Origin of the sequence: Pseudomonas machongensis, from assembly GCF_034961125.1 — a bacterium.
Classification (GTDB): Bacteria; Pseudomonadota; Gammaproteobacteria; order Pseudomonadales; family Pseudomonadaceae; genus Aquipseudomonas; species Aquipseudomonas machongensis.
In genome coordinates this window covers 376168-399024 of the sequence record NZ_JAYFUI010000187.1, presented here as the reverse complement: position 1 = coordinate 399024, position 22857 = coordinate 376168, and the positions used below count along the sequence as shown (strand labels likewise).

25 protein-coding genes and 3 pseudogenes are annotated in these 22857 nt (G+C 60.6%); 14 read left to right on the top strand and 14 right to left on the bottom strand.

The window, feature by feature from the left end:
* Positions 1 to 10 precede the first annotated feature (10 nt).
* The 3 genes from VA602_RS20690 to VA602_RS20680 form a co-directional block, all read right to left on the bottom strand.
* A complete protein-coding gene (locus VA602_RS20690) occupies positions 11 to 1381 on the bottom strand; it encodes an aminotransferase class I/II-fold pyridoxal phosphate-dependent enzyme (RefSeq protein ID WP_323454183.1) in 1371 nt (456 codons plus the stop codon).
* Positions 1381 to 2721: a hypothetical protein gene (locus tag VA602_RS20685; protein WP_323454182.1), complete on the bottom strand. Its 1341-nt coding sequence runs from the start codon at positions 2719 to 2721 to the stop codon at positions 1381 to 1383. Before VA602_RS20685 ends, VA602_RS20690 begins: the two co-directional genes overlap by 1 nt.
* 473 nt (positions 2722 to 3194) lie before the next feature.
* Positions 3195 to 4217, bottom strand: a complete 1023-nt coding sequence (locus tag VA602_RS20680) for a zinc-dependent alcohol dehydrogenase family protein (protein ID WP_063544696.1) — start codon at positions 4215 to 4217, stop codon at positions 3195 to 3197.
* Positions 4218 to 4426: 209 nt separating this feature from the next.
* On the opposite strand from VA602_RS20680, the gene VA602_RS20675 reads away from it, so the two are divergent.
* Complete coding sequence (locus VA602_RS20675) at positions 4427 to 5341, top strand: LysR family transcriptional regulator (protein WP_054893748.1); 915 nt, start codon at positions 4427 to 4429, stop codon at positions 5339 to 5341.
* Between the two features lie 83 nt (positions 5342 to 5424).
* Here VA602_RS20675 and VA602_RS20670 read toward each other — a convergent pair whose 3' ends face one another.
* From VA602_RS20670 to VA602_RS20655, 4 genes are read right to left on the bottom strand one after another with little or no spacing between them, the layout of a single operon-like run.
* Positions 5425 to 6336: an SdiA-regulated domain-containing protein gene (locus VA602_RS20670; protein ID WP_323454181.1), complete on the bottom strand. Its 912-nt coding sequence runs from the start codon at positions 6334 to 6336 to the stop codon at positions 5425 to 5427.
* Positions 6333 to 7766 carry an ArnT family glycosyltransferase gene (locus VA602_RS20665; protein WP_323454180.1) on the bottom strand — a complete coding sequence of 478 codons (1434 nt, stop codon included), beginning with the start codon at positions 7764 to 7766 and terminating at the stop codon, positions 6333 to 6335. Before VA602_RS20665 ends, VA602_RS20670 begins: the two co-directional genes overlap by 4 nt.
* A complete protein-coding gene (locus VA602_RS20660; RefSeq protein ID WP_323454179.1) occupies positions 7763 to 8704 on the bottom strand; it encodes a glycosyltransferase family 2 protein in 942 nt (313 codons plus the stop codon). Before VA602_RS20660 ends, VA602_RS20665 begins: the two co-directional genes overlap by 4 nt.
* Before the next feature lie 7 nt (positions 8705 to 8711).
* Positions 8712 to 9140 carry a GtrA family protein gene (locus VA602_RS20655; RefSeq protein ID WP_323454178.1) on the bottom strand — a complete coding sequence of 143 codons (429 nt, stop codon included), beginning with the start codon at positions 9138 to 9140 and terminating at the stop codon, positions 8712 to 8714.
* Between the two features lie 288 nt (positions 9141 to 9428).
* Here VA602_RS20655 and VA602_RS20650 point away from each other — a divergent pair, with 288 nt between their 5' ends.
* From VA602_RS20650 to VA602_RS20630, 5 genes and pseudogenes are all read left to right on the top strand, one after another.
* A complete protein-coding gene (locus VA602_RS20650) occupies positions 9429 to 10106 on the top strand; it encodes a response regulator transcription factor (protein ID WP_323454177.1) in 678 nt (225 codons plus the stop codon).
* On the top strand, positions 10090 to 11304 hold the full coding sequence (locus VA602_RS20645) for a sensor histidine kinase (RefSeq protein WP_323454176.1): 1215 nt from the start codon (positions 10090 to 10092) through the stop codon (positions 11302 to 11304). Before VA602_RS20650 ends, VA602_RS20645 begins: the two co-directional genes overlap by 17 nt.
* An 81-nt stretch (positions 11305 to 11385) precedes the next feature.
* Positions 11386 to 12123, top strand: coding sequence for a cytochrome b (locus VA602_RS20640; protein ID WP_323454175.1), 738 nt, complete (start codon positions 11386 to 11388; stop codon positions 12121 to 12123).
* 281 nt (positions 12124 to 12404) lie between these two features.
* A pseudogene (locus VA602_RS20635) lies at positions 12405 to 12523 on the top strand (IS3 family transposase); the annotation flags it as partial.
* An 18-nt stretch (positions 12524 to 12541) separates the two neighbouring features.
* Positions 12542 to 12828 (top strand): annotated as a pseudogene (locus tag VA602_RS20630) (type II toxin-antitoxin system YhaV family toxin); the annotation flags it as partial.
* A 195-nt stretch (positions 12829 to 13023) separates the two neighbouring features.
* On the opposite strand, the gene VA602_RS20625 reads toward VA602_RS20630, so the two are convergent.
* The 3 genes from VA602_RS20625 to VA602_RS20615 all read right to left on the bottom strand — a co-directional run bounded on the left by VA602_RS20625 (position 13024) and on the right by VA602_RS20615 (position 14403).
* Positions 13024 to 13248, bottom strand: coding sequence for a hypothetical protein (locus VA602_RS20625; RefSeq protein WP_065863576.1), 225 nt, complete (start codon positions 13246 to 13248; stop codon positions 13024 to 13026).
* 72 nt (positions 13249 to 13320) lie between these two features.
* The gene (locus VA602_RS20620; RefSeq protein WP_323454310.1) at positions 13321 to 14034 is read right to left on the bottom strand and encodes a DUF72 domain-containing protein; all 714 of its coding nucleotides are present in this window, start codon (positions 14032 to 14034) and stop codon (positions 13321 to 13323) included.
* 150 nt (positions 14035 to 14184) lie between these two features.
* Positions 14185 to 14403, bottom strand: a complete 219-nt coding sequence (locus tag VA602_RS20615) for a hypothetical protein (protein ID WP_323454174.1) — start codon at positions 14401 to 14403, stop codon at positions 14185 to 14187.
* Between the two features lie 304 nt (positions 14404 to 14707).
* Here VA602_RS20615 and VA602_RS20610 point away from each other — a divergent pair, with 304 nt between their 5' ends.
* The gene (locus VA602_RS20610; RefSeq protein ID WP_323454173.1) at positions 14708 to 16036 is read left to right on the top strand and encodes an SDR family oxidoreductase; all 1329 of its coding nucleotides are present in this window, start codon (positions 14708 to 14710) and stop codon (positions 16034 to 16036) included.
* 117 nt (positions 16037 to 16153) lie between these two features.
* Here the strand turns inward: VA602_RS20610 and VA602_RS20605 are convergent, their stop codons facing one another.
* A complete protein-coding gene (locus tag VA602_RS20605) occupies positions 16154 to 16678 on the bottom strand; it encodes a cupin domain-containing protein (protein ID WP_323454172.1) in 525 nt (174 codons plus the stop codon).
* A 144-nt stretch (positions 16679 to 16822) separates the two neighbouring features.
* Here VA602_RS20605 and VA602_RS20600 point away from each other — a divergent pair, with 144 nt between their 5' ends.
* Positions 16823 to 18610, top strand: a complete 1788-nt coding sequence (locus VA602_RS20600; protein WP_323454171.1) for a thiamine pyrophosphate-requiring protein — start codon at positions 16823 to 16825, stop codon at positions 18608 to 18610.
* A 130-nt stretch (positions 18611 to 18740) separates the two neighbouring features.
* Positions 18741 to 18839 (top strand): annotated as a pseudogene (locus tag VA602_RS20595) (general stress protein); the annotation flags it as partial.
* A gap of 295 nt (positions 18840 to 19134) precedes the next feature.
* Here VA602_RS20595 and VA602_RS20590 read toward each other — a convergent pair.
* Together VA602_RS20590 and VA602_RS20585 are read right to left on the bottom strand one after the other, a co-directional pair.
* The gene (locus VA602_RS20590) at positions 19135 to 19293 is read right to left on the bottom strand and encodes a hypothetical protein (RefSeq protein ID WP_172964773.1); all 159 of its coding nucleotides are present in this window, start codon (positions 19291 to 19293) and stop codon (positions 19135 to 19137) included.
* 59 nt (positions 19294 to 19352) lie between these two features.
* Positions 19353 to 19505 (bottom strand): hypothetical protein, encoded by a 153-nt coding sequence (locus tag VA602_RS20585; protein WP_155738204.1) that lies wholly within the window; start codon positions 19503 to 19505, stop codon positions 19353 to 19355.
* A 19-nt stretch (positions 19506 to 19524) separates the two neighbouring features.
* On the opposite strand from VA602_RS20585, the gene VA602_RS20580 reads away from it, so the two are divergent.
* The 5 genes from VA602_RS20580 (at position 19525) to VA602_RS20560 (ending at position 22651) form a co-directional block, all read left to right on the top strand.
* On the top strand, positions 19525 to 20064 hold the full coding sequence (locus VA602_RS20580) for a type 1 glutamine amidotransferase domain-containing protein (RefSeq protein ID WP_323454170.1): 540 nt from the start codon (positions 19525 to 19527) through the stop codon (positions 20062 to 20064).
* Between the two features lie 87 nt (positions 20065 to 20151).
* Positions 20152 to 21009: an SDR family oxidoreductase gene (locus tag VA602_RS20575; RefSeq protein ID WP_323454169.1), complete on the top strand. Its 858-nt coding sequence runs from the start codon at positions 20152 to 20154 to the stop codon at positions 21007 to 21009.
* Positions 21010 to 21175: 166 nt separating this feature from the next.
* A complete protein-coding gene (locus VA602_RS20570) occupies positions 21176 to 21679 on the top strand; it encodes a CinA family protein (RefSeq protein ID WP_323454168.1) in 504 nt (167 codons plus the stop codon).
* Between the two features lie 66 nt (positions 21680 to 21745).
* Positions 21746 to 22198: a hypothetical protein gene (locus VA602_RS20565; protein ID WP_323454167.1), complete on the top strand. Its 453-nt coding sequence runs from the start codon at positions 21746 to 21748 to the stop codon at positions 22196 to 22198.
* Between the two features lie 9 nt (positions 22199 to 22207).
* Positions 22208 to 22651 (top strand): DUF421 domain-containing protein, encoded by a 444-nt coding sequence (locus VA602_RS20560; protein ID WP_063544662.1) that lies wholly within the window; start codon positions 22208 to 22210, stop codon positions 22649 to 22651.
* On the opposite strand, the gene VA602_RS20555 is transcribed toward VA602_RS20560, so the two are convergent.
* On the bottom strand, positions 22648 to 22788 hold the full coding sequence (locus tag VA602_RS20555) for a hypothetical protein (protein ID WP_176717975.1): 141 nt from the start codon (positions 22786 to 22788) through the stop codon (positions 22648 to 22650). The genes VA602_RS20560 and VA602_RS20555 overlap by 4 nt on opposite strands.
* Between the last annotated feature and the right edge of the window lie 69 nt (positions 22789 to 22857).

The following is a 22857-nucleotide window of genomic DNA, read 5'->3' as shown; positions in this document are numbered from 1 at the left end:
GGATCGACGGTCAGTCCGACCTGTCCTTTGCGTTGGCACGCAAGCACTGCAACCGCTGCCCGAGTTCCCCGAGTGCATCCTCCAGCTCGCCTGCATCGTCCCCCTGCCAGGCCAGCAGCAGGTGGCGATCGTAACTCTCTTGCAAACTGAACAGATTTCCAGGCGCCGCCAGCAGCGCCGGGGTATTCGAGGCCTCCAACAACTGACGCACATCCACTGCCAAGTCCAGGCGACACCAGAGCACACGTCCGCCTTCAGGCACGCTGAACGCCAACAGGCTGCCCAGATGCTGTTCGACGGCATGGCATAAAATCGCCATGCGCAACTGCAGCCGGTCGCGCATTTGCTGCAGATGACTGTCCACATCACCTCGGGTCAGCAGACAGGCCACAGCCTGTTGGCGCCGAGGGGGCAACACAAAGCTGCGGCGCACGAAAGCCTCACACACTGCTGGATGCCGACTCAGCACATAGGCATAGGGCGCTTCGGCACCGATCATTCCTTCCAGCGAACCCATGACCAGCAGCCAGTGCGGATCGACCCAGTCGCGCAGGCGTGTCGCAGGTGGCGCGGCAAAACACTGCTCGCTATCCAGGTCATTCTCCAGCAGCCATGTCGGATATCCCGCGAGCAAACGCGCCACTTCACGCTGTTCCTCCAGCGACATCAGGCGTCCGGGAGGTGTCGCCAGACACGACGGCATGAGCAGCAGGCGCACGGTTTCACGCTTGAACAACTGCGCCAAGGTACCCAGATCCAGCCCCCCCTGGTTATCCAACGGCCACTCGATAACCCGCACTCCCAGCTGTTGCAAGACCTGCAACTGCTGCCAGCAACAGGGCGTCGCCACCAGCACCGTGCCGCCCTGCAAGTCCAACGCAAGCAGCAATGTCTGCAGCAGCGCCTGGACATCCGTCGCCAGATGCACGTCCTCAGCCCGCCAGAACTGCCTGGAAGAACGGGTATGGCGGGCCGCCAGCGCACTGCGCAACAGCGCGTTGCCGGTCTGCGTCGTCGCGGATTGACGCGCCAGACGCCGCTCATGCGCCAGCAACAGCGGCTCGAGCGCCTCACATGGCAATGGCGGGAGAATGAACGGTGCGCACTGGCCAGATCTCGCAATTGCCCTCGGCGCACTGACGCCCCCATCGGCTGGCACCAGTGCAAAATATCCGGACTTGGGCACCGAATGTACCCGTCCCTCGCGCTCCAACAGGCTGTAGGCATACTGCACCGTGGCCAGGGAAACCCGCAGGCGCCGGGCCAGGTCACGCAGCGATGGCAAGCGCGGGTCCCCTCCCTCGCAGGCATGGCTGATCAGCGTTTCGAGGTAGCGATAGACCGTTTGATAGGCGAACTCGCGCCGCACGGAACGCCCCATCAACTGGCGGCCTGCGCCATCTCGGCCCGGGGCGAGGGGCGTCCCAGCAATCGCAACCGCACATCGCGCCGTGTCAGCTTTGCCATCAGGCGTGATGCCGTCTGCGGGAGCTCACCCGAATAAATGACCCGCAACTGTGCCAGGCTCAGCCCGCTGGTGCCAATCAGCCAATGGACCACGGCTTCCGGGCAGGGTTGCCCCTGAAGCGCGCGGTGCAGATAAGGCAGTGCGACACGCATGGCCGGGTGACAACGCTGCAGGAATGCCGGCAATCCACGGCCCTGCTCGGCGAACGGGGCGTACAACAGACAGGTCAACTGGTTGTCGTCGATCGCAAAGGCCTCCTGAAACAGGTGCCTGCCCTCCCCCGAGCGGACGGCGTCGCACTTGCCCAACTGCCATTGATCACGCAGCCGCTGCAGGTGTGTCAGGTACATCGGGTCGAAAAACGCGGCCAGCGGCTCTTCACAAGCCGACACAGGCAACTCGATACCCAGCATGTGAAACAACGTGTCGTCCGCTCGACTGTCGTTGATCAGATCATCGACCGCGATCACTCGCAAGGTTGCCTCGCTCTGGCATGACGGAACTCTTGCCTCGACATGCTCCGTCGGCTTGGCAGCCAGCGTTCGCAGGCGCCCCAGCGTTTCGCACAACACCGCGGCGCACTGGTGCATGGCATGGCTTCCGCGCTCGCCGGTCAGGCGCATGAGCGTGCGACTCCACGCCAGGTACCGACGCCGCTGCCGCACCGGGATCGCCGTGACCAGCGCGCTGGGGAGCGTCCCTTGGGACAGGACGCAGCGCAGCGTCTCGGCCAGTTCAAGGTACAAACGGCTGCCTAGCAAGGATTCTGGGCGCCCGGCAGTAAGATGACCGAACGTCAGCAGCGCCTCGCGCTCCAGCGGTGTGCCGGCAACCGTCGCGGCGTGGCGGCTGAAAGGCTGCAGTTGTTGGCCGCCAGCCAGCAGTAACTCCACACGGGGGTCATCCTGCAGGAACAGTGCATTGAAGGTGCTCTCCAGGCTGCGAAGCACTGCTGCCCCCGGTGCGGGCTGGCACGCGATCACTACTTGCAGGCGAAAGGTATCGGGCGCTCGCAGCGCGATGCTCAGTTGCGCAGCACGTAAAAATGCCAGCAGGCGTGTGTTACATCGGTCATGCCCGTGTATGACCAGCACACGGAAGTCCCCGATGTACTCCACACCACCTGCCGCCACCAGCAGACGCTGGATCAGCAATTGCACGCAGGCCCGTTGCGCCTGGGACATATGCTCCAGCAGACGATCCAGTACTTGCTGGTATATGTAGTGCATGGCCTGCTCATGGATATTACTCATATAGTCCACTCCATTCCTTGAGCACAAAGAAAGCCGGCATTAACCGACGTAAGAAACAAGTCGCGATTCACTTCAAAGAACTTTCCCACAAAACATTGGGAGATTTCTAAGCAACAACAGGCCGGCATTCATTGGAAGCAAGAGCAATTACCATGCCCTGCATGCGCCCTGTGCCTCACCAGCAGTGGCCACGTACTTGATTCCGCCGAGCCGCGCCAAGTATCACAGCGCCATTATCGAGGGTTGTCGACTGAATAAAAGATACAGATCCTGGTAAAAAAACCATTCAGTGGTGCAGCATTGATCTACAGACAATAAAGAAAAACCCAAGCATGGAATCATGGCCGCAGTGGCAATTAACCGTCGTTGCCGCGGCAGTGTTATTACGTCGGATAGTTATTAATTTTTTGTAGGAAATATCAGAAAAAAACCGGGCCTAAGCCCGGTTTTTCATGCAACTCGACGCGCTGGAATCACGCAGATCCCATGTCCAGCACAATCCGCCCACCACATGGGCACTCATCCATCAGGCGATGGGCCTCGACAACCTGCTCGAACGGGTAGACCTTGATGATCTGCGGCGTCAGCAGCTTGTCGGCGGTGAACTGGTTGATGTCTCGCAACGCCCGCTGCAGCGCGACCTGGTCCTGGGCAATACCCAGCTCCGGCTTGCCGGTGAAGTTGCCAATGCAGTGCACGTAGAACTGGATGTTCTTCTGGAATGCCGCACAAGCCGGGAATGGTGTCTGGTTACCACCCTGCAGGCCGTACAGCACCAGGCTGCCACGCGGCGCAAGCACATCGCCGAGCAGCGACATCTGCGGCCCACCCATGCCGTCCAGGACCATGTCCACACCGCGGCCATCGGTGTATTTGCCGATCTGCATCAGCAGGTCCTGCTCCTCGGTGACGATCACCTTGTCAGCCCCCAGGCCCAGCAGGTATTCACGCTGCTCCGGCTCCTTGGTGGCGGCGAACACCTTCAGGCCCAAGGCCTTGCCCAACTGCACGAAGGCGGGCCCTGCGCAATGGCTGGCATCGGTAACCAGCGCCGTCTGCCCAGCCTTGGCCCGCGCCAGGTCGACGTAGGCGAAGTAGGCAATCAGCAGCGGTGTGTAATGCACGCTGGCCTCGACCGGGGTGAGGTGCTCGGGATAGCGGGTAATGGCCGTGCGGGGGAGCACGATCACATCCCCATAGACCGGATGCTCATTGGGGCTGGTCGCCGGGAAACTGGCGACACGGTCGCCCACGACGATATCGTCGACACCCTCCCCGACCTGCGTGACCACCCCGGCCATTTCGTGACCGATCCCTGCCGGCAGGCGCGCCTGCGACGGTGCCAGGTTCTGGCGCCAGAGCACGTCATACCAGCTCAGGCCGATGGCCTCGACGCGCACTTGCACCTCGCCCGCTGCGGGAGACGGCTCGGCCTGCTCCTCGCAACGGAGCACATCGGCCGGGCCGAACTTGTGGAAACGGATCATGCGGGACATCGCATACCTCGCCTTTGTGAACCTCGTATTACCACGGACTTTATCCGGGCTTTGCACGTTAGACCATCAGTGGCCGTTAATAGTCGACATGCCTGTCATTGATTGGGCTACGGGCAAATCGCTGCATTGGCTCCCGTAAACCCGTGCAGGGTAACAGCCTTTGGCCTTAATATTCACCCCGACCCACCTGAGCAAGGCGAAACGCACCGATGAATCGTAACGACCTGCGCCGCGTAGACCTCAACCTGCTGATCGTGTTCGAGACGCTCATGCATGAGCGCAGCGTAACCCGTGCAGCCGAAAAACTGTTTCTCGGCCAGCCGGCGATCAGTGCGGCACTGTCACGTCTGCGCAACCTGTTCGACGATCCACTGTTCGTCCGTACCGGGCGCAGCATGGAGCCCTCGGCTCGCGCCCACGAGATCTTCGCCCTGCTCTCACCGGCCCTGGATTCGATCTCCACCGCCGTCAGCCGCGCCGCTGACTTCGACCCAGCCACCAGCACCTCGGTATTTCGCATCGGCCTGTCGGACGACGCCGAGTTCGCCTTGCTGCCGCAGTTGCTCAAGCGCATCCGCGCCGAAGCGCCAGGCATCGTCCTGGTGGTACGGCGGGTCAACTATTTGCTGATGCCGACGCTGCTCGCCTCTGGGGAGATTTCGGTGGGTGTGAGCTATACCGCCGACCTCCCGGCCAACGCCAAGCGCAAGGTGCTGCGGCGCAGCAAGCCGAAGCTGCTGCGCGCCGACAGCGTACCGGGCAACATCACCCTCGACGACTTCTGCGCCCGTCCGCATGCGCTGGTCTCGTTCGCCGGCGACCTCTCCGGCTTCATCGACGAGACCCTCGAGGAAATCGGTCGCAAGCGCCATGTGGTGCTGGCCGTGCCGCAGTTCAACGGCCTCGGCACCCTGCTCGCCGGCACCGACATCATCGCCACGGTACCGGACTATGCAGCAGAAACCCTCACCGCCGCCGGCGGCCTGCGCGCCGAAGACCTGCCATTGGATGTGCGTACCTTCGAACTGCACATGGCCTGGCGTGGGGCGCAGGACAACGACCCGGCGGAGCGGTGGTTGCGGTCGCGGATACAGATGTTCTTCGGAGATCCGGATAGTTTGTAACTGAGTTCCACCAAGCGCCGCAAAACTTCCAGTACCTGAAGTCATGAGGTTCTCCGGCCCCGACGCAGCGCAGCGACCCGCCATCAGCGCCTGTACCTGTACAACAGGTTCGGCTCACTAACTATCACGATCTCTCGCCGTGGCCCCAAGGTGACACCTTCGGCTTGAGGGACGCTCTCGTCCAGTCCATGCAATCCACGCTGCAAATCCAGAAAGCTCAACGGCGCATAACCGCTATCGACCTCGACCAGGCGCTTGGACTCGTCACTGAGCACAAGCAGGTGCCGGGTCTGAAGGTCGTAATGCAGCGCCGAGATATCGCTCAAGCGCAAACGCCACAAGACCAAAGCCGACAACTGCGTACGGGGTAGACGCCTGGACGGCGTATCGGCGGTCGGGACGCCATTGACCACTTCGAACAGCCGCATAGGCTGTTTTTCCCGGGAGGCGAACAGCACTGCGCTGTCCGAATCGAAAGCGATCCCCTCTACACCCCGGTTATTGTCAGCGCGCTCACCGAGTTCGAACGCGGGCAACGTAGCGCGTACGATTGGCTGGGACAGTTGCTTGATCGCCAGCCTTACCACTGTCTGGCGTCGCTCCTCGGCGATCAGCAAATGGCCGTTGCCATCGTAGCTCAACGCTTCCGGGTCCTCAAAACCCGGCAGGTCGTAGCGCGCCATCAGCTGGAAACTTTCGCTGTACTCGAAAAGTCCGGCGGGCTTGTTCACCAACACGAAGTAGCGCTGCAGCGCGGGGACATGGACGATATCCGAAGCATTCGCATCAATGCCGGGTAACCGCAAACGCTCGATGAACTGGTATTGCCCGAGCCAGATGCTGCGCTGGCGTATGGGTTCAGCTACCGTGTATCGCTGCCACAACTGCCCCAGTTGTTCGCCTAGCTGCAAATGGGTCACAAGCCATAGCGTGCACCCCAGCACAACGGCCATGCAGCCCCAAGGATAGAGTCGGTTCGAGAGGGTGGGTGTCATTGCGTGGTATTCCTCGGAGCATGGGAAGACACCGCCAGCAGTATCGCCTGGCAGCGCAACAGTTCACTGGCATTGGCTTGGGCGACCGGGTGGCAGTCCAGCGAAGGGGGGAGCGGCGACGTGAGGTCTCGCAGTCGCCGCGTCAGGTAGAACACCGAGTCAGTGGGCAACTGCAGCACCGACTTGGCATGGTGCACCTGGCCGGCGCTGTAGAATTCGGCGGAATAGGAGCGCCGCCCGAGGTAGAACAGCGGTGCAGGTTGCATCAGGCTCGCCCGCTGCCAGGCCAGGACGATCTCGCGCTGGTTCTGCGGGCGCTGGTCCAGGTTGCCCAGCACGATCAGAAACAAGCCCAGCACAGGCAAGGCCAGTGCAGTGGCGATGATCGGGCGCTCGGCGATTCCCCGGTCACGGATCAGGCTATCGGCCAGCAACAACGCCCACGCGGGCAGCGCCGGCAGCACGTAGGTCCAGAGAATGTTACCGGCCAGGCTGAAGAAGACCGGAGTCGTCAGCGCCCAGAACCAGAGAAATAGACCGAACGCATCGACGGGGGCACTCCTGCGCCGCAGATACAGTACCGGCAGCAACAGGCTCCAGGGGAACAACGCGCCCAGCAGGTACAGCCAGATAGTGCCCAAAGGCTTGGCATGGGCGTTGCCGTACAGATCTCCGCTCCATTCGCTGATCACGTAGCGTTTCCAGTGCTCCCCCACCAGGAAGTAGTCGAGAAATCCTGGAGTCTTGATTTCAGCCAGGACATACCAGGGCAGCGCAAGCACCAGCAAAATGAGCAGGCCGCTCAGCCAGGGCAGCCGAGCGAGCTGTCGCCATTGCTGCTGGAAGGCGACCCATGCCAGCGCCGGTACGGCGAACAACACCAGCACCAGAGGCCCTTTGGCCAGCAACCCTAAACCCAGCCCGGCGAACCCCAGACGCGCCGCGCCGATTTCATTGCGTGCCATGGCACGCCAGAAGCCGACATAGGCCAGCAGCAGGCCAAAACCCAGGGTCGGGTCTGTGAGGACCACGCCGCTGGCGACCAAGCCCAGGGAGCAGGAGCTGTAGATAATCGAGGCGAGCACGCCCACGGCGAGGCTACGCTCGCGCCGGGCGACATGAATGATCAACAGACAACTGAACACCTGGATCACCCAGGCGGGTAAACGAAGCGCGAACTCATTGACACCCAGCCACTGCATGCTTGCCGCCTGGGTCCAGAACGACAGGGGCGGCTTGCCCCAAAACGGCAGCTCATAAGTGAACATCGGCGTGATCCAGTCCCCCAGCTCAAGCATCTTGCGCGCCATCTCGCCGTAGCGCGCCTCGGAGGTGTCCATCAGGGGATAGGCGCCCAAGCCCACCAAACGCAGGGCTAACACCGTGATCAACACGCCCCAGAGCAGCGGCACTCGCAACCGCGCAATCATGGGCGACCCCCGTGGTGCACCACCCCGTTGCGAACCTCATGCTCGGTGCCCCGCTCGCGCTCGGTCTGCAGCAGGTACAACGGACGACGCTTGACCTCCAACAAGGTTGCCCCCAGGTATTCGCCAAGCATGGCCACCCCAAGGCAGAGCAAACCCGTCACGCCCAACAGCACATGCAGCAGCGAGACGCTACCCGCCAAGATGGCCGTCAGAAGCACGCCATTGCAGATCAGAAACGTCGACGCACAGGCAATGCTGTACCAGCGCAGCGGTTTGCGTGAGAAGGCCAGCGCACCTTCCAGCGCCAAGTCCAGGAGTGCCGGATAGTTCCACTTGCTCGTACCCGCAACCCGGCCCACGCGTGCGTAGGGCAGCTCGATGCTGCGAAAGCCGACCCACCCCACCCGCAGTTTGAATACACCAACCTGTTCGGGCATCGCCCGCAGAGCTGCCACTGCTGCGGGCCCTATCAGTCTGAAATCACTGACTTGGGCTGGTAGGCTGCCTTGCGCCATCAGCACACGCATGGTCCGGTAATACAGCGTGGCAGTGAGTTTTTTCAGCCATCCATCCCCGTCGCGCCGGGCCCGCTGCATGTTCACCACGTCATACCCCTGCAGCCAGTGATCAACCATCGTGGCGATGAGCTCCGGGGGGTCTTGCAGGTCGGCATCGATGAATATCAATGCTTGGCCGCGTGCATGATCGAGCCCGGCCCTGAGCGCCGCCTCCTTGCCAAAATTACGACTCAAGCGCAGGCAGCGGACCCACGAATGGGTTCTGAACTGACGCAGCAGATAAGGGGTTGCATCAGTGCTGCCATCATCGATGTAGAGCAACTCGCAAGACACGGGCAGACGGTTGATGACCGCAGCAACGCGTTGGTGGAATGTCTGCAGTACCTGCTCTTCCTGATAGCAGGGCACGATGATGCTCACGCGCGGCTCAGTGTCCGCGACAGGCAAGGGGGAGATCGGCATGGCTATGGGTCCAATGACGGTGGATGAAGAAAACGACCAGGGTCAGGCTGGCGGTAGTCAGGGCCTGGGCCAGGCCTGGCGCAAGGGAGGTGGCCTGAAGGAGCAGGGCCATCGCCAGCGCATTGCACAGGTTGTGCATCAGGGCGACACAAACGAACTTTCGCGGTTGCAGACGCTTGCCGTCGTGCCTTGCAAAGCAGCTGCGGCGGGCAAGCAGGAAACTGATCAGCGCGCCGATTGCCGCGCCAATGACACTGCCCAACAGGGGTTGTCCCAGCTGCAGGGCAAGCACGAACACCAGCTGGTGTACGAGGGTCGCCAGCACGCCCGCACCGAGGTAGCGTCTCAGGGCTGGCACGATGGTCGCAGGGGAAAGGATCGAGGAATTGGTCATGCCGCCATGCTAGGCAGCACGCCTGTGAACCGGACGTCACTCCAGATCACATTCATGTCACATTCGCTTCGTTAGGGTAGCCACACCTACACGCTGGAGTGTCTGCATGAAGTGGGCTGCCTCAACAGCTTCGATTCTTGTGCTATGCCTGAATGGAGCATTGCTGCGAACCGACCATCAGGTGCCCTCGGGCATCGATGCCGACATCCAGGCTGCGGTCGATGCCTGGTGTCTCTGCAGCTCGAGCGCAGTACACCGCCAGTTGTCGTCAACAAAGGTTCAGCCACGATGATTGAGATACTGCTGGTCGAAGACGATCATGCTCTGGCCGGCTCGCTGGCCGACTACCTCAGCGAGGTCGGCTTCGAAGTCGACTTCGCTTTCGATGGCCAGACCTGCCTCGAACGCACCCTGCTTCAGCGCTACGACGTGATCGTGATGGACATCACCATGCCCAAGCTCAATGGCCTGCATGCCTGCAAGGCGCTGCGCAAACGCCAGGACCACACGCCCGTGCTGTTCCTGACCGCTCGCGACACCCTTGCCGACAAGCTGGACGGCTACGACGCAGGGGCCGACGATTACTTGGTCAAGCCCTTCGAGCCCCAGGAGCTGGTGTGTCGCCTACAGGCCTTGTTGCGTCGCGGCAAGCTGAGTGCAGACGCAGAACAGCTGCGTTGCGCAGAACTGGTGATCGACTTGCGGCGCAACCAGGTCCACCGCGACGGCGTGGTCATTGATCTACAGACTGTGCCCATCCGCCTGCTGGCATTGCTCGCCGAAGCGGCTCCGAATGCAGTCAGCAGACGACAGCTCGAAAGCGCGCTGTGGCCCGATGAACCGCCTGAAAGCGATTCGCTGCGCACGCATATCTACCGACTGCGCCAGGTGCTGGACCGCCCCTTCAAGCGCGAACTGATAAAGACCGTACACGGCCGAGGGTACCGCCTTGCCATCCCCGACTAGCTCCTTTTTCGCCCGGGTACTGTGCATCCTGTTACCGTTCACCGCCTTCGTGGTGCTGCTCTACAGCGTGCTGGTGTTCACTTCGATCACCATGACCGAAGACTACGTGGTCAACGGCTACATCGATCAGGAGGTGCAGCGGTTCGAGCAGATTTACGCCAGCAATCGTAGCGAAGCAATGCTGCCCACGACCAGCTACATGCGCAGCTACTGGGCCGACGACACCGACCTGCCCCAGGCATACCGTGCGTTTTTGCCTGGCAGCTACGAACTGGATGACGAGCGCACCCATGTGCGGGTCGTCCATATACCGGCAGCCGGTCAGAACCTGTATGTCGAAGTCGACGAATCCCTGCTCAGTTCCCTTGGCAATCACATCAGCCTGTTGTGCAGCATCTTGTGGGCCGTCGCCGGACTGGTAGTGATTGCCGGGGCATGCCTGGCGGTGGTCGGCGCTCGTCACCTGGCCCTGCCGGTAACGCGTCTGGCCGAGGCCGTGAAGGATGGCTGCCTGCCGGGAAAAGAGCTGCCCGGACATGAGCGCGATGATGAAATCGGTACCCTGAGCCGTGCCCTGACCCAATTGGTAGACCGTCTGCACAGCACATTGGACCGTGAGCGTGCATTTACTCGCCACGCCAGCCATGAGCTGCGCACCCCCTTGGCAGTCATGCGCAACGCGCTGGCAGTGATCCGCCTGCCGCAATGCAGCGCAGAAAAGCGCGCACGCAACATCGACCGCCTGGAGCAGGCCAGCGGCGAGATGGAAATGATGGTGCAGTTGTTCCTGTGCCTTGGCCGAGAAAGCGAGCAGATGCCTACCGCGCCAGTAGCGCTGCGGCCAATGCTTGAAACCTGCTTGCAGAAGTTCGAAGGTCGCCTGGCCGGCAAGCAACAGCGGATCGATCTGCAGGTCGAGGCCGACACGGTGATCGATGCGCCGCCCAACGTCTTGCAGGTGCTGATCACCAACCTGATTGGAAATGCCGTCCAGCATGGCGAACGCTACCTGCAGATCCAGGCGAACGCCTCGACCCTGACCTTGGCCAATGCGCTGTTCCCAGGTGACAGCGGCACTCCAGGGTTCGGCTACGGCCTGGACATTTCACAGCGCCTGAGCAGCCATTGCGGCTGGCGCCTGGAACTGAACCGTGAGCCAGGGTGCTTCGTAGCCCGGGTGCACTTCTCGAACCACTGATTGCCCACTCGACATCATGAGCGCATGCCCGCGCTACACGGATGTGTGCGCGTCATTCAACCCACCGTGACAGGAGCTCCCATGAAAACAACAAGCCTCCCCCGTTCCGACAGCCCACTGTACTACCACCCCATGCTCAGGGCCTTGCATTGGATCATGGCCTGGGGGTTCATCATCATGTGGCTGACAGGCGTACTGGTAACCAACATCGAAGGTGTACCGTTTTTCGTCGACGAAGATCGCCAGGGACTGATTCGCGACTTTCACAAGTCGGTTGGCTACACCCTGCTGATGTTGCTGTTGCTACGGCTGGGGGTAAAACTCACCCAGCCCGCTCCGGCAGCGCCATTGGCAATGCCGCTGCGCGACAGGAGGCTCGCGCTCGCAGGCCATGCAGCGATCTACCTGATGGTAGTGGCCGTGTGCATGACCGGCATCGCCATCGCAGACCTGCATGAATACGGTAACGCCTACTTCGGCATAGAACTGCCACAGTTGTTCCCAACCCGCGAGCAGGTGCTGGGTTGGGCTTCGACGCCGTGGGCCTATGTCCTGCATGCCGCGCTCGCCTACGGACTGCTTGCCCTGAGTGCCGGACATATCGCTGCGGTCTGGCTTCACGCCCGCTCACACAAAATCGAGCTGTTGCCACGGATGTATGCCAAGGCCGGAAAAAACCCTGCGCAGACAAGACGCAAGCTGACATTTGTCGCCTGCTGCATCGTGCTGCTGGTCGCGGTATTTGCACTACGAGGGTTCGTGACCCTGGGTGAGCTGGAGGAGCCGCGCGACTACCGTACAACAACGCCGTTCCGATGAAATGGCAGCGTGGGTGCTGTATCGCCCATGCGACGCCTTCATGGGGCCTACCCCTTCAAAGATTTCAATACTTCTACAGAGGAGGCCTGTTTCGCCCACCGATGGTTGATCGGCTCATTTGTCCGGCCGCTTTGATTGTCACTGAGTATCAGATTCAAATTTCCCAAGATTAGAGTGTGTTCACTATACGCAAAATGAAGCGCCCCTGGTTTCCTAGACACCTCCTAGTTGGGCCTCATAATGAGGCCCAACTAGGAGGTGCCATGAGTCGTCAGCGTTACAACGAAGCCCGAAGTGATATTTTCGATTACATCGAGATGTTCTATAACCCAGCAGCGCTATGCAGCTGTCTCCAGTAGAGCATGAGAAACGCTATTTTCTGCGCTTGGAGAGCGTCTAGGAAACCAGGGGCGATTCAGACCCAAGCCGCGATGAGTTCCGCCAAGCCAGCACGCTCGGCACCGCTTATCGACATTGGCGGCGGGCAAAAATCGGTAGGCGCTTTCGGCTGTTCTTTCGCTACGACTCAAGATCCAAGGTCATCGTCTATGCATGGGGCAACGACGAAAATACCCTACGGTCCGCAGGCAGCAAAACCGATCCCTACGCCGTATTCGAAAAGATGCTGGGCCGCGGCAACCCTCCTGATGACTGGGATGGCTGACGGCTGCGACGCGTAGCGACTGGGACAAGCCCAAAGCGTAAGCGGCACGCTTTGGCATCGTCCACTCGTAACCACCACCAAAAGGTGTGTTTCCGGGAGGCGAATGAATTCCTTACTCAGTCCGTGAACAAGCGAATAAGGGCGGCGGCGATGCGCGTAAGAACGATCAACCGTTCATCTTCAGCGCTGCCGAAAGGACGCGACCGGGCGTAGCGCCCGGCCACCTGCACGGATATTCAGCGACGGGCTTTCCTGTCGACCTCGGCCAAACGCTTTTCTATCTGGCGCGTCTTTTCCTCCTGTTCCTTGATAGACGTGGGCGTAATGACCTTGTCCACCGCCTCGGTATCCTGGTCCGGGCGCTCAAGCACCGGGCCTGGCACCCGCTCGCCTTGCTGTGCTTCTTCAGAAGAGAGCGGCCGTGGGACTTTGTCGCCGTTCTTGCCATCGTCAGCTTTCATGGACTGTTCCTCGCGGTCTAATGTGTTCTCAGAAGAGCCCTAACGCAGCCAAAAAGTTTGATCCGGTTTGCATCAGCGCAGATACCGCTCAAGCGTCAGCGCGTTACCCAGTGCTGCGCCGGAGGCCGTGTTGTCGAAGATGCACCAGGTATCTGCACCTGCAGCGTGACTGCGCTGCAGCCGCTCAGCCAGCTGTTGCAGGTATTGTTGGGAATACTCGCTGTGGTAGATCCGCGGCTCGCCGTGCAAGCGCCAGTAGACCAATCCAGGCCAGCCAGCGGGTTGCGCGTCGGCAGCGAAGCGTGAAGGGCTCGCCGCCACCTGGGCAATACGCAAGTCGATCAGCATCGATTGCGCCGCTTGCCAACTGGCGTGCCTGGGCTCGACCGCTACCGGCCCGACATAGTGTTCGCGCAGGGCTTCAAAGAAACGCCGGTCGCGCCCGGCATCATGGGCGAGCGACGGCGGCAACTGAACAAGCAGGCAGCCCAGGCGGTCCCCCAATTGCCGGCATTGGCCAAGAAACGCATCAAGCGCAACCTCGCAGCCTTCCAGGCGTAGCTCGTGGGTGATGAGCCTGGGCAGCTTGACGGCGAAGCGAAAATGTTCCGGAACCGAGCAAGCCCAACGGGCATAGGTCGCAGGTAAATGCGCACGGTAGAACGAACTGTTGATCTCCACGGCATCAAGCCGCGCGGCATAGCGCTGCAGGTGGCTGCCCGGCAGCGGGAACTCGTCGGCGTACTGGCGGGACAAGCTCCAGCCCGCGCACCCCAGATGAATCATCATGGCATTCCGAATGCACTGTGTTGCTGCAATGGAGTCGTCAAGGCAGGTCGTCGTTCAATAAGCGCAAAGCGCCGAGCAAGAGGCGCCAGAGACGAGTCGGCGCTCTGCCTGGCTTATTTCGATTATCGCGTTCATCCCGGCAACCCCTCAGGGTTGCTGGTAGTGTCCTGGCGATGTGCCGGGCTCGTGGTCATGCTCAAGACGCTGCACTTGCACATCGGTGAATGAAGACGCTTCGTTGCGGTACAGGCCTTGCAAGTATTCGCGCGCAGCTTCGCGGCTCAGGTCTTCCTGGTCACTGCGGAACTCGCAAGTACCGGGCTGGTTGTCGAGGATATAGCTGATCAAGTACAGGTAGCTGGGCATTTTGAAGGTCCTAGGGCGGGTGGAGTGAGAAAGCGAATCTTCCAGGTTGAGCCTGACTCCGTTGCCTCCGTTCACCCCGATTGACGACTGGCGTTGCCATAACGGCTTAATGCGCCATACCGCAGGGGTCCAAGTGCTGCGCCTGTCCCTTCACCATGCTCTCAGGTTGTCGAGGGAACCAGCTTCGAAGTGCTTGTCACGTCATCCATGCCTGCATCACACCACCACTGAACCAGTTGCTCTGAACTTTGCCCGCCTAACAGCCTTCCCCTGCATACCCCCCACGTTTCAGGGAGCTTGCACCATGATTGATCAAGCAACAGGCATGAAGCCAGGTGAACGGTACAGCGTTGAAAACCTTGAACGCGCCCATCAGTTCCCAGGCTTTTTCCAAGACGGCAAGTATTACCTCAGCCCAGAGCTTCTGACGGCTATCGGATGGCTGGAAGGCGACCGATTCATCTACGACAGTCTCGATGCTGAAGGCGAGCCCATTTTCCCTGGGCGGGTGGCCGGCACCATCAGCGACTTGACCTTGAATCTTGTGGACGGTACCCCCCTCCAGCTCTCGCGCATCGAAGCCAGTGAGACCTTAACGGCGCCGATAAGCGAGCCCATTTCACCCGCCGATGAGCCGCCCCCGTTGACTCACTCGCCGATCAGAGGTCCGCTGCGCGGCAAGGTGGTGGTGATCACCGGAGCGTCCAGTGGCATAGGCCGCGCCGCAGCCCATGCCTTTGCCTGCAAAGGCGCGCGTCTGGTTCTGGCCGCACGAGATGAGCAGGCGTTGTTCGAAACGCTGGACGAATGCACCGATTGCGGCACCGATGCTGTCGCCGTAACGACCGACATGACCCAGAGCGATCAGGTACTCGCCTTGGCGGAACGTGCTGCCGAGTTTGGTCATGGCCGAATAGACATCTGGATAAACAACGCGGGCGTGGGTGCGGTGGGCAGTTTCGAGGAGACGCCGCTCGAAGCCCATGAGCAGGTCATCCAGACCGACTTGGTGGGTTACCTTCGAGGGGCCTACGTAGCGCTCCCCTACTTCAAGAAACAGGGCAGCGGTACGCTGATAAACACCTTGTCGCTAGGGAGCTGGGTTGCACAACCCTATGCCGCAGCCTACTCAGCCAGCAAATTCGGCTTGCGCGGGCTCACTCAGGCACTCAGGGGCGAGCTCACTGAATTCCCCGACATCCACGTCTGTGACATCTACCCAGCCGTAATGGATACCCCGGGCTTGCGCGATGGCGGCAACTACACAGGCCATGCGCTCAAACCGCCAGGGCCCATCTACGATCCAGAGCTCGTGGCAAAGGCGATGGTGGCCTGCGCTCTTTCACCTCACGCCAACACCACTGTCGGTGCAAGCGCCCGCCTCGCGCATTTGGCCAGCTATCTGATGCCTGGGTTACCGGCGCTATCGGGATGGCTCACGCGCTGGGGATTGAACCGTAGTCCTGGCGCAGCGAAGTCTTCAGGCAACCTCTTTGAACCGCCGATTGGTCGGCGAAGTATCGAAGGCGGATGGAGAACCCCGAAGGCCAAAACTCCTTTGTTGCTGAGTGCCGCAGTGATCGGGTTCCTCGCCGGGTTCGTCATTACCCATGCCCAACGCCGGCGCCGGTGAACGATCTCGATGAGGCATAGGTTCGGTTGGCGAGCTGATCTCGCCTGGGTTTCTCTCAAGCGGAAATCCAGGCGTTCTTTTGACAATCGGGTTGGCTCTGCAGGCGTTTGCTGCTAATCACTGCCAGAGCCTCATCAGCGCACCATGTGCGCCAGACACCGGGTCTTGCTCAGGGTGCGGCACTCGGGCAATACGCGCCAGCGCCTGCTGGTGAGCGCCGGTTTCTGGCCGCTGGGTATCGTAATCTTCCTGCCCTTGGGGATAGGCGCCCACGACCAGGAATTCGTCGCTGGACGAGATGCAACGATGGCCTGTCCCTGCCGGCAAAACCAGAACATCACCCGCCTTGACCGTCAGCGCCTGACCCGCTGCGCCGCCCAGCATGATCCGAGCCTGGCCGCGGGCAACGCCGAGCACCTCGTGTGCATTGGGGTGGAAATGATGGTAGTCGAAAATCCCGGCACGCCACAGCGGGGTCCACTGATGAGCGGCGAACAAGGACTCGAACGCGCTGGCGTTGTCATGCACAGGCGCAAGTTTCAGCTGGTAGAGCAACACGGGGAAACGGTTATTGGGTGTCGCGCCGTCGTCCTCGAATCGCAAGGCCTGGATGGGCTGGGCGCTACTGTCGATGGCAATCATGAGGGCATCCTGATCAGGCTGGTAATGTCCTTGAGAAGCCATACCCGTGCCGAGGTTCCTATGGACTGACCACCTACAACCTGTTGAAACTTTACCCTCCGCGGCCCAGTCCAGACCCTATTGATCACAGATAGGGAGAAGACGATGACAACGACGGTAGGCGACTTCCTGGTCGAGCGCTTGTACCAGTGGGGCGTTCGACGCATCTTCGGCTACCCGGGGGACGGCATCAATGGCGTATTTGGTGCATTGAGCCGAGCCAACGGGAAGATTGAATTCATCCAGGCCCGCCATGAAGAGATGGCCGCATTCATGGCCAGCGCTCACGCCAAGTTCACCGGTGAGCTCGGTGTGTGCATCGCCACTTCCGGACCCGGCGCCTCGCACCTGCTGACCGGCCTCTACGATGCACGAATGGATCACCAGCCGGTACTGGCCATCGTCGGCCAGCAAGCGCGTGCGGCGCTAGGCGGGCATTACCAGCAAGAGCTGGACCTGTTGTCGATGTTCAAGGATGTGGCCGGAGCCTTCGTACAGCAGGCCTCGACCCCGGAGCAAGTGCGGCACCTGCTCGACCGTGCAGTGCGTACCGCCGTCGGCGAACGCCGAGTCACCGCCATCATCCTGCCCAATGACTTACAGGACCTGCCCTATCAAGAGCCGGCAAGGGTACACGGCACGGTGCATTCGGGCATCGGCTACAGCAAGCCCAAGGTCGTGCCGTTCGACGCTGACCTGCAGCGGGCGGCCGAGGTGCTCAATGCCGGGAAAAAGGTGGCGATCCTGGTCGGTGCCGGCGCCTTGCAGGCCACCGAGCAGGTCATCGATGTCGCCGAAAAGCTCGGTGCCGGCGTGGCCAAGGCACTGCTGGGCAAGGCCGTGCTGCCTGACGATCTGCCCTGGGTCACCGGTGCCATCGGCCTGCTCGGTACGGAACCGAGCTACCAGTTGATGAACGAGTGCGACACCTTGCTGATGATCGGCTCAGGCTTTCCCTATGCCGAGTTCCTGCCCAAGGAAGGTCAGGCCCGTGGCGTGCAGATCGACCTGCAACCGGACATGCTCAGCCTGCGCTATCCAATGGAAGTCAATCTGGTCGGCGATGCCAGCGAAACCTTGCAAGCATTGCTGCCCTTGCTGCAGCACAAAAGCGAGCGGCGCTGGCGCGGCAAGGTCGAACGCTGGCGCACACAGTGGGACAAGACCCTGGAAAAGCGCGCGCTGGCCAAGGCCGACCCGATCAACCCGCAACGCGTGGTATGTGAACTCTCCCCGCGCCTTCCGGATCACGCCATCGTCACCAGCGACTCTGGGTCGTGCGCCAACTGGTTCGCCCGCGACCTGAAGATCCGCGAAGGGATGCAATGCTCATTATCCGGCGGCCTTGCCAGCATGGGCGCGGCGGTACCTTATGCCATCGCGGCGAAGTTCGCCCACCCTCAGCGCGCGGTGGTGGCGTTGGTGGGTGACGGCGCGATGCAGATGAACAACCTGGCCGAGCTCATCACCGTTGCCAAGTACTGGCGCCAGTGGGACAACCCGCAGTGGATCTGCGCGGTGTTCAACAACGAAGACCTCAACCAGGTGACCTGGGAACAACGGGTCATGGAAGGTGACCCCAAATTCGAGGCCTCGCAATCGATCCCGGACGTGCCCTATCACCTGTTCGCCATTTCCATTGGCCTGCAAGGCATCTATGTGGAGCGTGAAGAAGACATTGCCAGCGCCTGGGAGCGCGCCCTGGCAGCCGACCGACCGGTGCTGATCGAGTTCAAGACCGACCCGGACGTCCCGCCGTTGCCACCCCACATCAAGCTTGAGCAAGCGAAGAAGTTCGCCAGCGCGTTGCTTCATGGCGATCCGAATCAGGGTGGTGTCATCGTCCAGACTGCCAAGCAAGTGTTCAGCTCAGTACTGCCGAGTAAAAAATAGACCCTGCCCGAGACCCGCGCTCAGGCGCGGGTTGCGGTTCAGCTATCCGGGGCGGCGCTCATCTTGTGGATGAGGCGTCGGACCGCTTTTCAGGATGCGGATCTATCAGATATTCGACGAGCGTGACGTCCAGAATAACCCTGGCAATTTTGCCAACGACCGTGAACGCGCCTCGGAGGCTGGCCGCAAGGGCGGACAAAACAGTCGCGGCGGCGGTCGCAACAGCTAGGGCCGCTGGCCAATGTTGAAGGTGCCAGGGCGAATGATCGCCCTGGCGCTTTTATTGGATAAGATTTTCAACGAGCAATCGTCCTAGGCTCTGTATGAAAAGTCTTGAGACGAAGGTCAGGCAAGGCGAAAACAGCCGAGGAAGCGGAGTTTACGGTTTGTAAATGAGCATTCCGAGGCTGTTTTAACGCAACATCACCGAGTATCAAGGCTTTTCGTACAGAGCCTAGCGTTCTTCAGTTCCAATCCGTCAGAGGTGGGGTTGAGGTGATACTCGTCGATCACATGCCCCTTACTCAGAGAGATTGGCCATCGTCTTCGATGTCTTCCTCAGCCTCTGCAGCGCCAGTGGCGTCAGCGTCATTCAAAGGCGGTGAAGTCGGTTTTTCTGGATCGTTGATGAACGGCACACCACTTGGGCCGTGCTCTTCAAGACCTTCGGTTTTTGGTTGCATAGCAAAGCCTCCCGGCAATATTACTCATGTGCCTGTGAGGGACGAAGGACGAGAAAAATTCAAAGGAAACGCCAGGCGGCAAAATACGACGCCACGCCAGCAATCACGCCTGCAATTTTTTTCAATTGCTGCCCATTGGTCAGCTTGACGCGATTCGAAGCATCGTCTTTGAACTTCGCGGGTGATGGAATGGCCTTCCCTTTCAGGTCCATCGTAAACGGAGAATTCACAATGAATGCGCAACTGAGCGGCAAACGCGTGGCTTTCCTGGTCACTGACGGGTTTGAACAGATAGAGCTCACCGGCCCGCGTGAAGCCCTGGAAAAAACTGGCGCCGTGGTCGACATCCTGAGTGACAAGGAGGGAACTGTACGCGGCTGGAACCATGACAAGCCGGCAGACGAGTTTGCCGTGGATGCAACGTTCGACAGTGCCCACCTGGATCTCTATGACGCCATTGTGCTGCCGGGCGGCGTGCAGAATTCCGACACCATCCGACTGATACCCGGCGCCCAGAAACTGGTAAAAAGCCACAATTCAGCAAACAAGCCATTGGCGGTCATCTGTCATGGCGCCTGGCTGCTGGTATCGACCGATCTGGTCCAAGGCAAGCGGATGACCAGCTACAAGACGCTGCAGGATGATATTCGCAATGCGGGCGGTGACTGGGTTGATGAAGAGGTAGTGGTGGATGGCAACCTGATCACCAGCCGCCAGCCGGACGATATCCCGGCATTTAACGAGCAACTGATCAAGATGCTGGTCGGTTGAGCCTTTTCTCAGCACACCCAACAAGGCAAGGCGCGCTGACACGATCAGCCTTAAAAAATCCGTGGCACAACCGCAGGAGCTTTTACCATGCGAGACTTCCCTACGCCGCCCTTTCCTTCGCAACCGCAAAGCGTCCCCGGCTCACAACGCAAGATGGAGCCTTCTCCAGATTGTGGTGAGCACTCCTATACCGGCCACAACCGCCTGGAAGGCAAGATTGCGCTCATCACCGGTGCTGACAGTGGCATCGGGCGGGCAGTCGCCATCGCCTATGCACGCGAGGGTGCTGACGTCGCCATCGCTTACCTCGACGAACATGAAGATGCGCAGGACACTGCGCGCTGGGTCGAAGCAGCAGGTCGAAAATGTCTTCTGCTCCCTGGAGACTTGGCGCAGAAACAGCACTGCCATGACATCGTCGAGAAGACCGTCAAACAGTTCGGGCGCATCGACATCCTGGTCAACAACGCCGCCTTCCAGATGTCCCATGAAACCCTGGAGGAGATCAGCGATGAGGAATGGGTGAAAACCTTCGATACCAACATCACTGCTATCTTCAGGATATGCAAAGCAGCATTACCCTCCATGCCCAAGGGCAGCTCGATCATCAACACGAGTTCGGTCAACTCCGACGACCCATCCCCCAGTTTGCTGGCCTACGCCACGACCAAGGGCGCCATTGCCAACTTCACGGCTGGGTTGGCTCAGCTACTCGGGAAGAAAGGGATTCGAGTCAACAGCGTTGCGCCTGGCCCCATCTGGACGCCTTTGATCCCGGCTACCATGCCCGACGAGGCCGTAAAAAACTTCGGCTCCAGCTACCCTATGGGGCGGCCAGGACAGCCGGTGGAGGTCGCGCCAATCTACGTACTGCTCGGCTCCGACGAGGCGAGCTACATCAGTGGTTCACGGTATGCCGTTACCGGCGGGAAACCGATCCTCTGACGAAAAGAGGCTCGCCAGAAGGCGAGCCTACTTCCTGATTTTCGGGATGGAATCAGCGTTTCGCTGCCCTTCCTCACGTACCGTTTTGCGCCGTGGACACCGATTGCGCTGAACCAATCACCGCGTGATTGCGTCCACCGCACAACAACGAGCGAGTCGATGTCGTATGGCAAGCGAACCCGTATTGACTGCCCTCAGCTATCTCAAAGACAACAAGTTGATCCTGACGACTGCAGAGTCGTGCACGGCAGGTTGCATGGTCGCGCTTCTGGCGGCGGTGCCCGGCACCGGGGAGGTGCTGGAAAGTGGCTATGTGGTCTACTCCCCCAGCGCCAAGAAACGCTTGCTTGGCGTCAGCGCCGAAACCATCGAACGCTACGGTCTGACCAGCGAACCAGTAGCCTGGGAAATGGCGCTGGGGGCGTTGAGAGACAGCGACGCCAATGTCGCGATCGCTACCACTGGCGTCGCGGGGCCCGCGCCTGAGTCTGGCGTGCCGCCGGGCACCCTGTGCTTTGCCTGGGCTTTTGCCGGGGAGCCCACAGCCGTATTTACCCGTACCCAACGTTTCTTCGGTGAGCGGTCTGAGGTCATGCGACAGGGAGCGTTGTTCGGGCTGACGCGGCTTGCTCACTATCACCGACGCTGGCTTCGCGGCGAGCGCGCCTGAGGGCAAGGGATCATGCCGGAAGACGAATGGGCGTCCAGACGCAATCCTGTTCAAGAAGACATGTCGATGCAGCAACGCGTCTGGCGCTTCGAGCGCGTTGGCTGGTATGTACTCGTCATCATCGTCCTGCTGGCCTTGGCAGGGCTGTTCGGCAACGGCCCGCTCAGCGATGCTGAGGTGGTCAGCCCGGATGGTCGTGTCAAAGTCGAGTATCAGCGCCTCAGTCGCAGTGGTACGACCGACAACCTCTACATCACTGTTCGAGGCGAGCCTGGGCAGCCGGTGGAGGTAGAGCTCGAGGGCTCTCTACTTCGCGCTGCCAGTATCGAGACGATGCAGCCGGAACCGCAACGTTCGATGTCGCACGGCCCTGCCCTGTTACTGCAACTGGGTACCCGCAAAGACGGCGTGGCCACCTTGTACCTGACGCTTCGAAATGATCACGTGGGTACCCTGGAGGGCGTCGTCAGGGCAGGCCCCCGAAGCGCTGTCCACTTCTCCACATTCCTTTACCCATAGGAGTGCGTCATGGATTCGATCCTCCGCGCAGCTGGGATGTACCTGGCCCTTATGCTGGTATTCCGCGTAGCCGGACGACGCTCTCTGGCCGACCTGACCACCTTCGACTTCGTCTTGCTGCTGATTATTGGGGAGGCGACTCAACAGGCGCTGCTGGGTGAGGATTTTTCGTTCACCAACGCCATGCTGGTGATTGCTACGCTGATCGTCCTCGACGTAGGGCTGTCGTTGGCGAAGCTCAACTCCAAGCCCTTGGCGCGGCTTCTGGATGGGCACGCTACCCTGGTCGTCGAAAACGGGCGCTTTCTGCATCACCGAATGCGCCGCGCGCGCCTCACGGAAGACGACATTCTTGAGTCGGCGCGGGATAGCCAGGGTATCGAAAACATCGAGCAGGTGAAATTTGCCATCGTGGAGCGCAATGGCAAGATCTCGATCATTCCAGCCGACTAAAGCACCCATATCGCCTGGGCATGATCGATGCTGGGAACGGGCATCCTGTCGCGATGGGACATCAGCCATTCGCGCATACGCTCGGCATCGAAAATCTGCCCCTCTTCCATCATCATCAGAATGAGTGAATGGGACATCCGGTAACAACCACATCGGGAGCATCGCCGCTCCTCCCAGCCGCTGATGCATTCGACGGACTCAGCCTG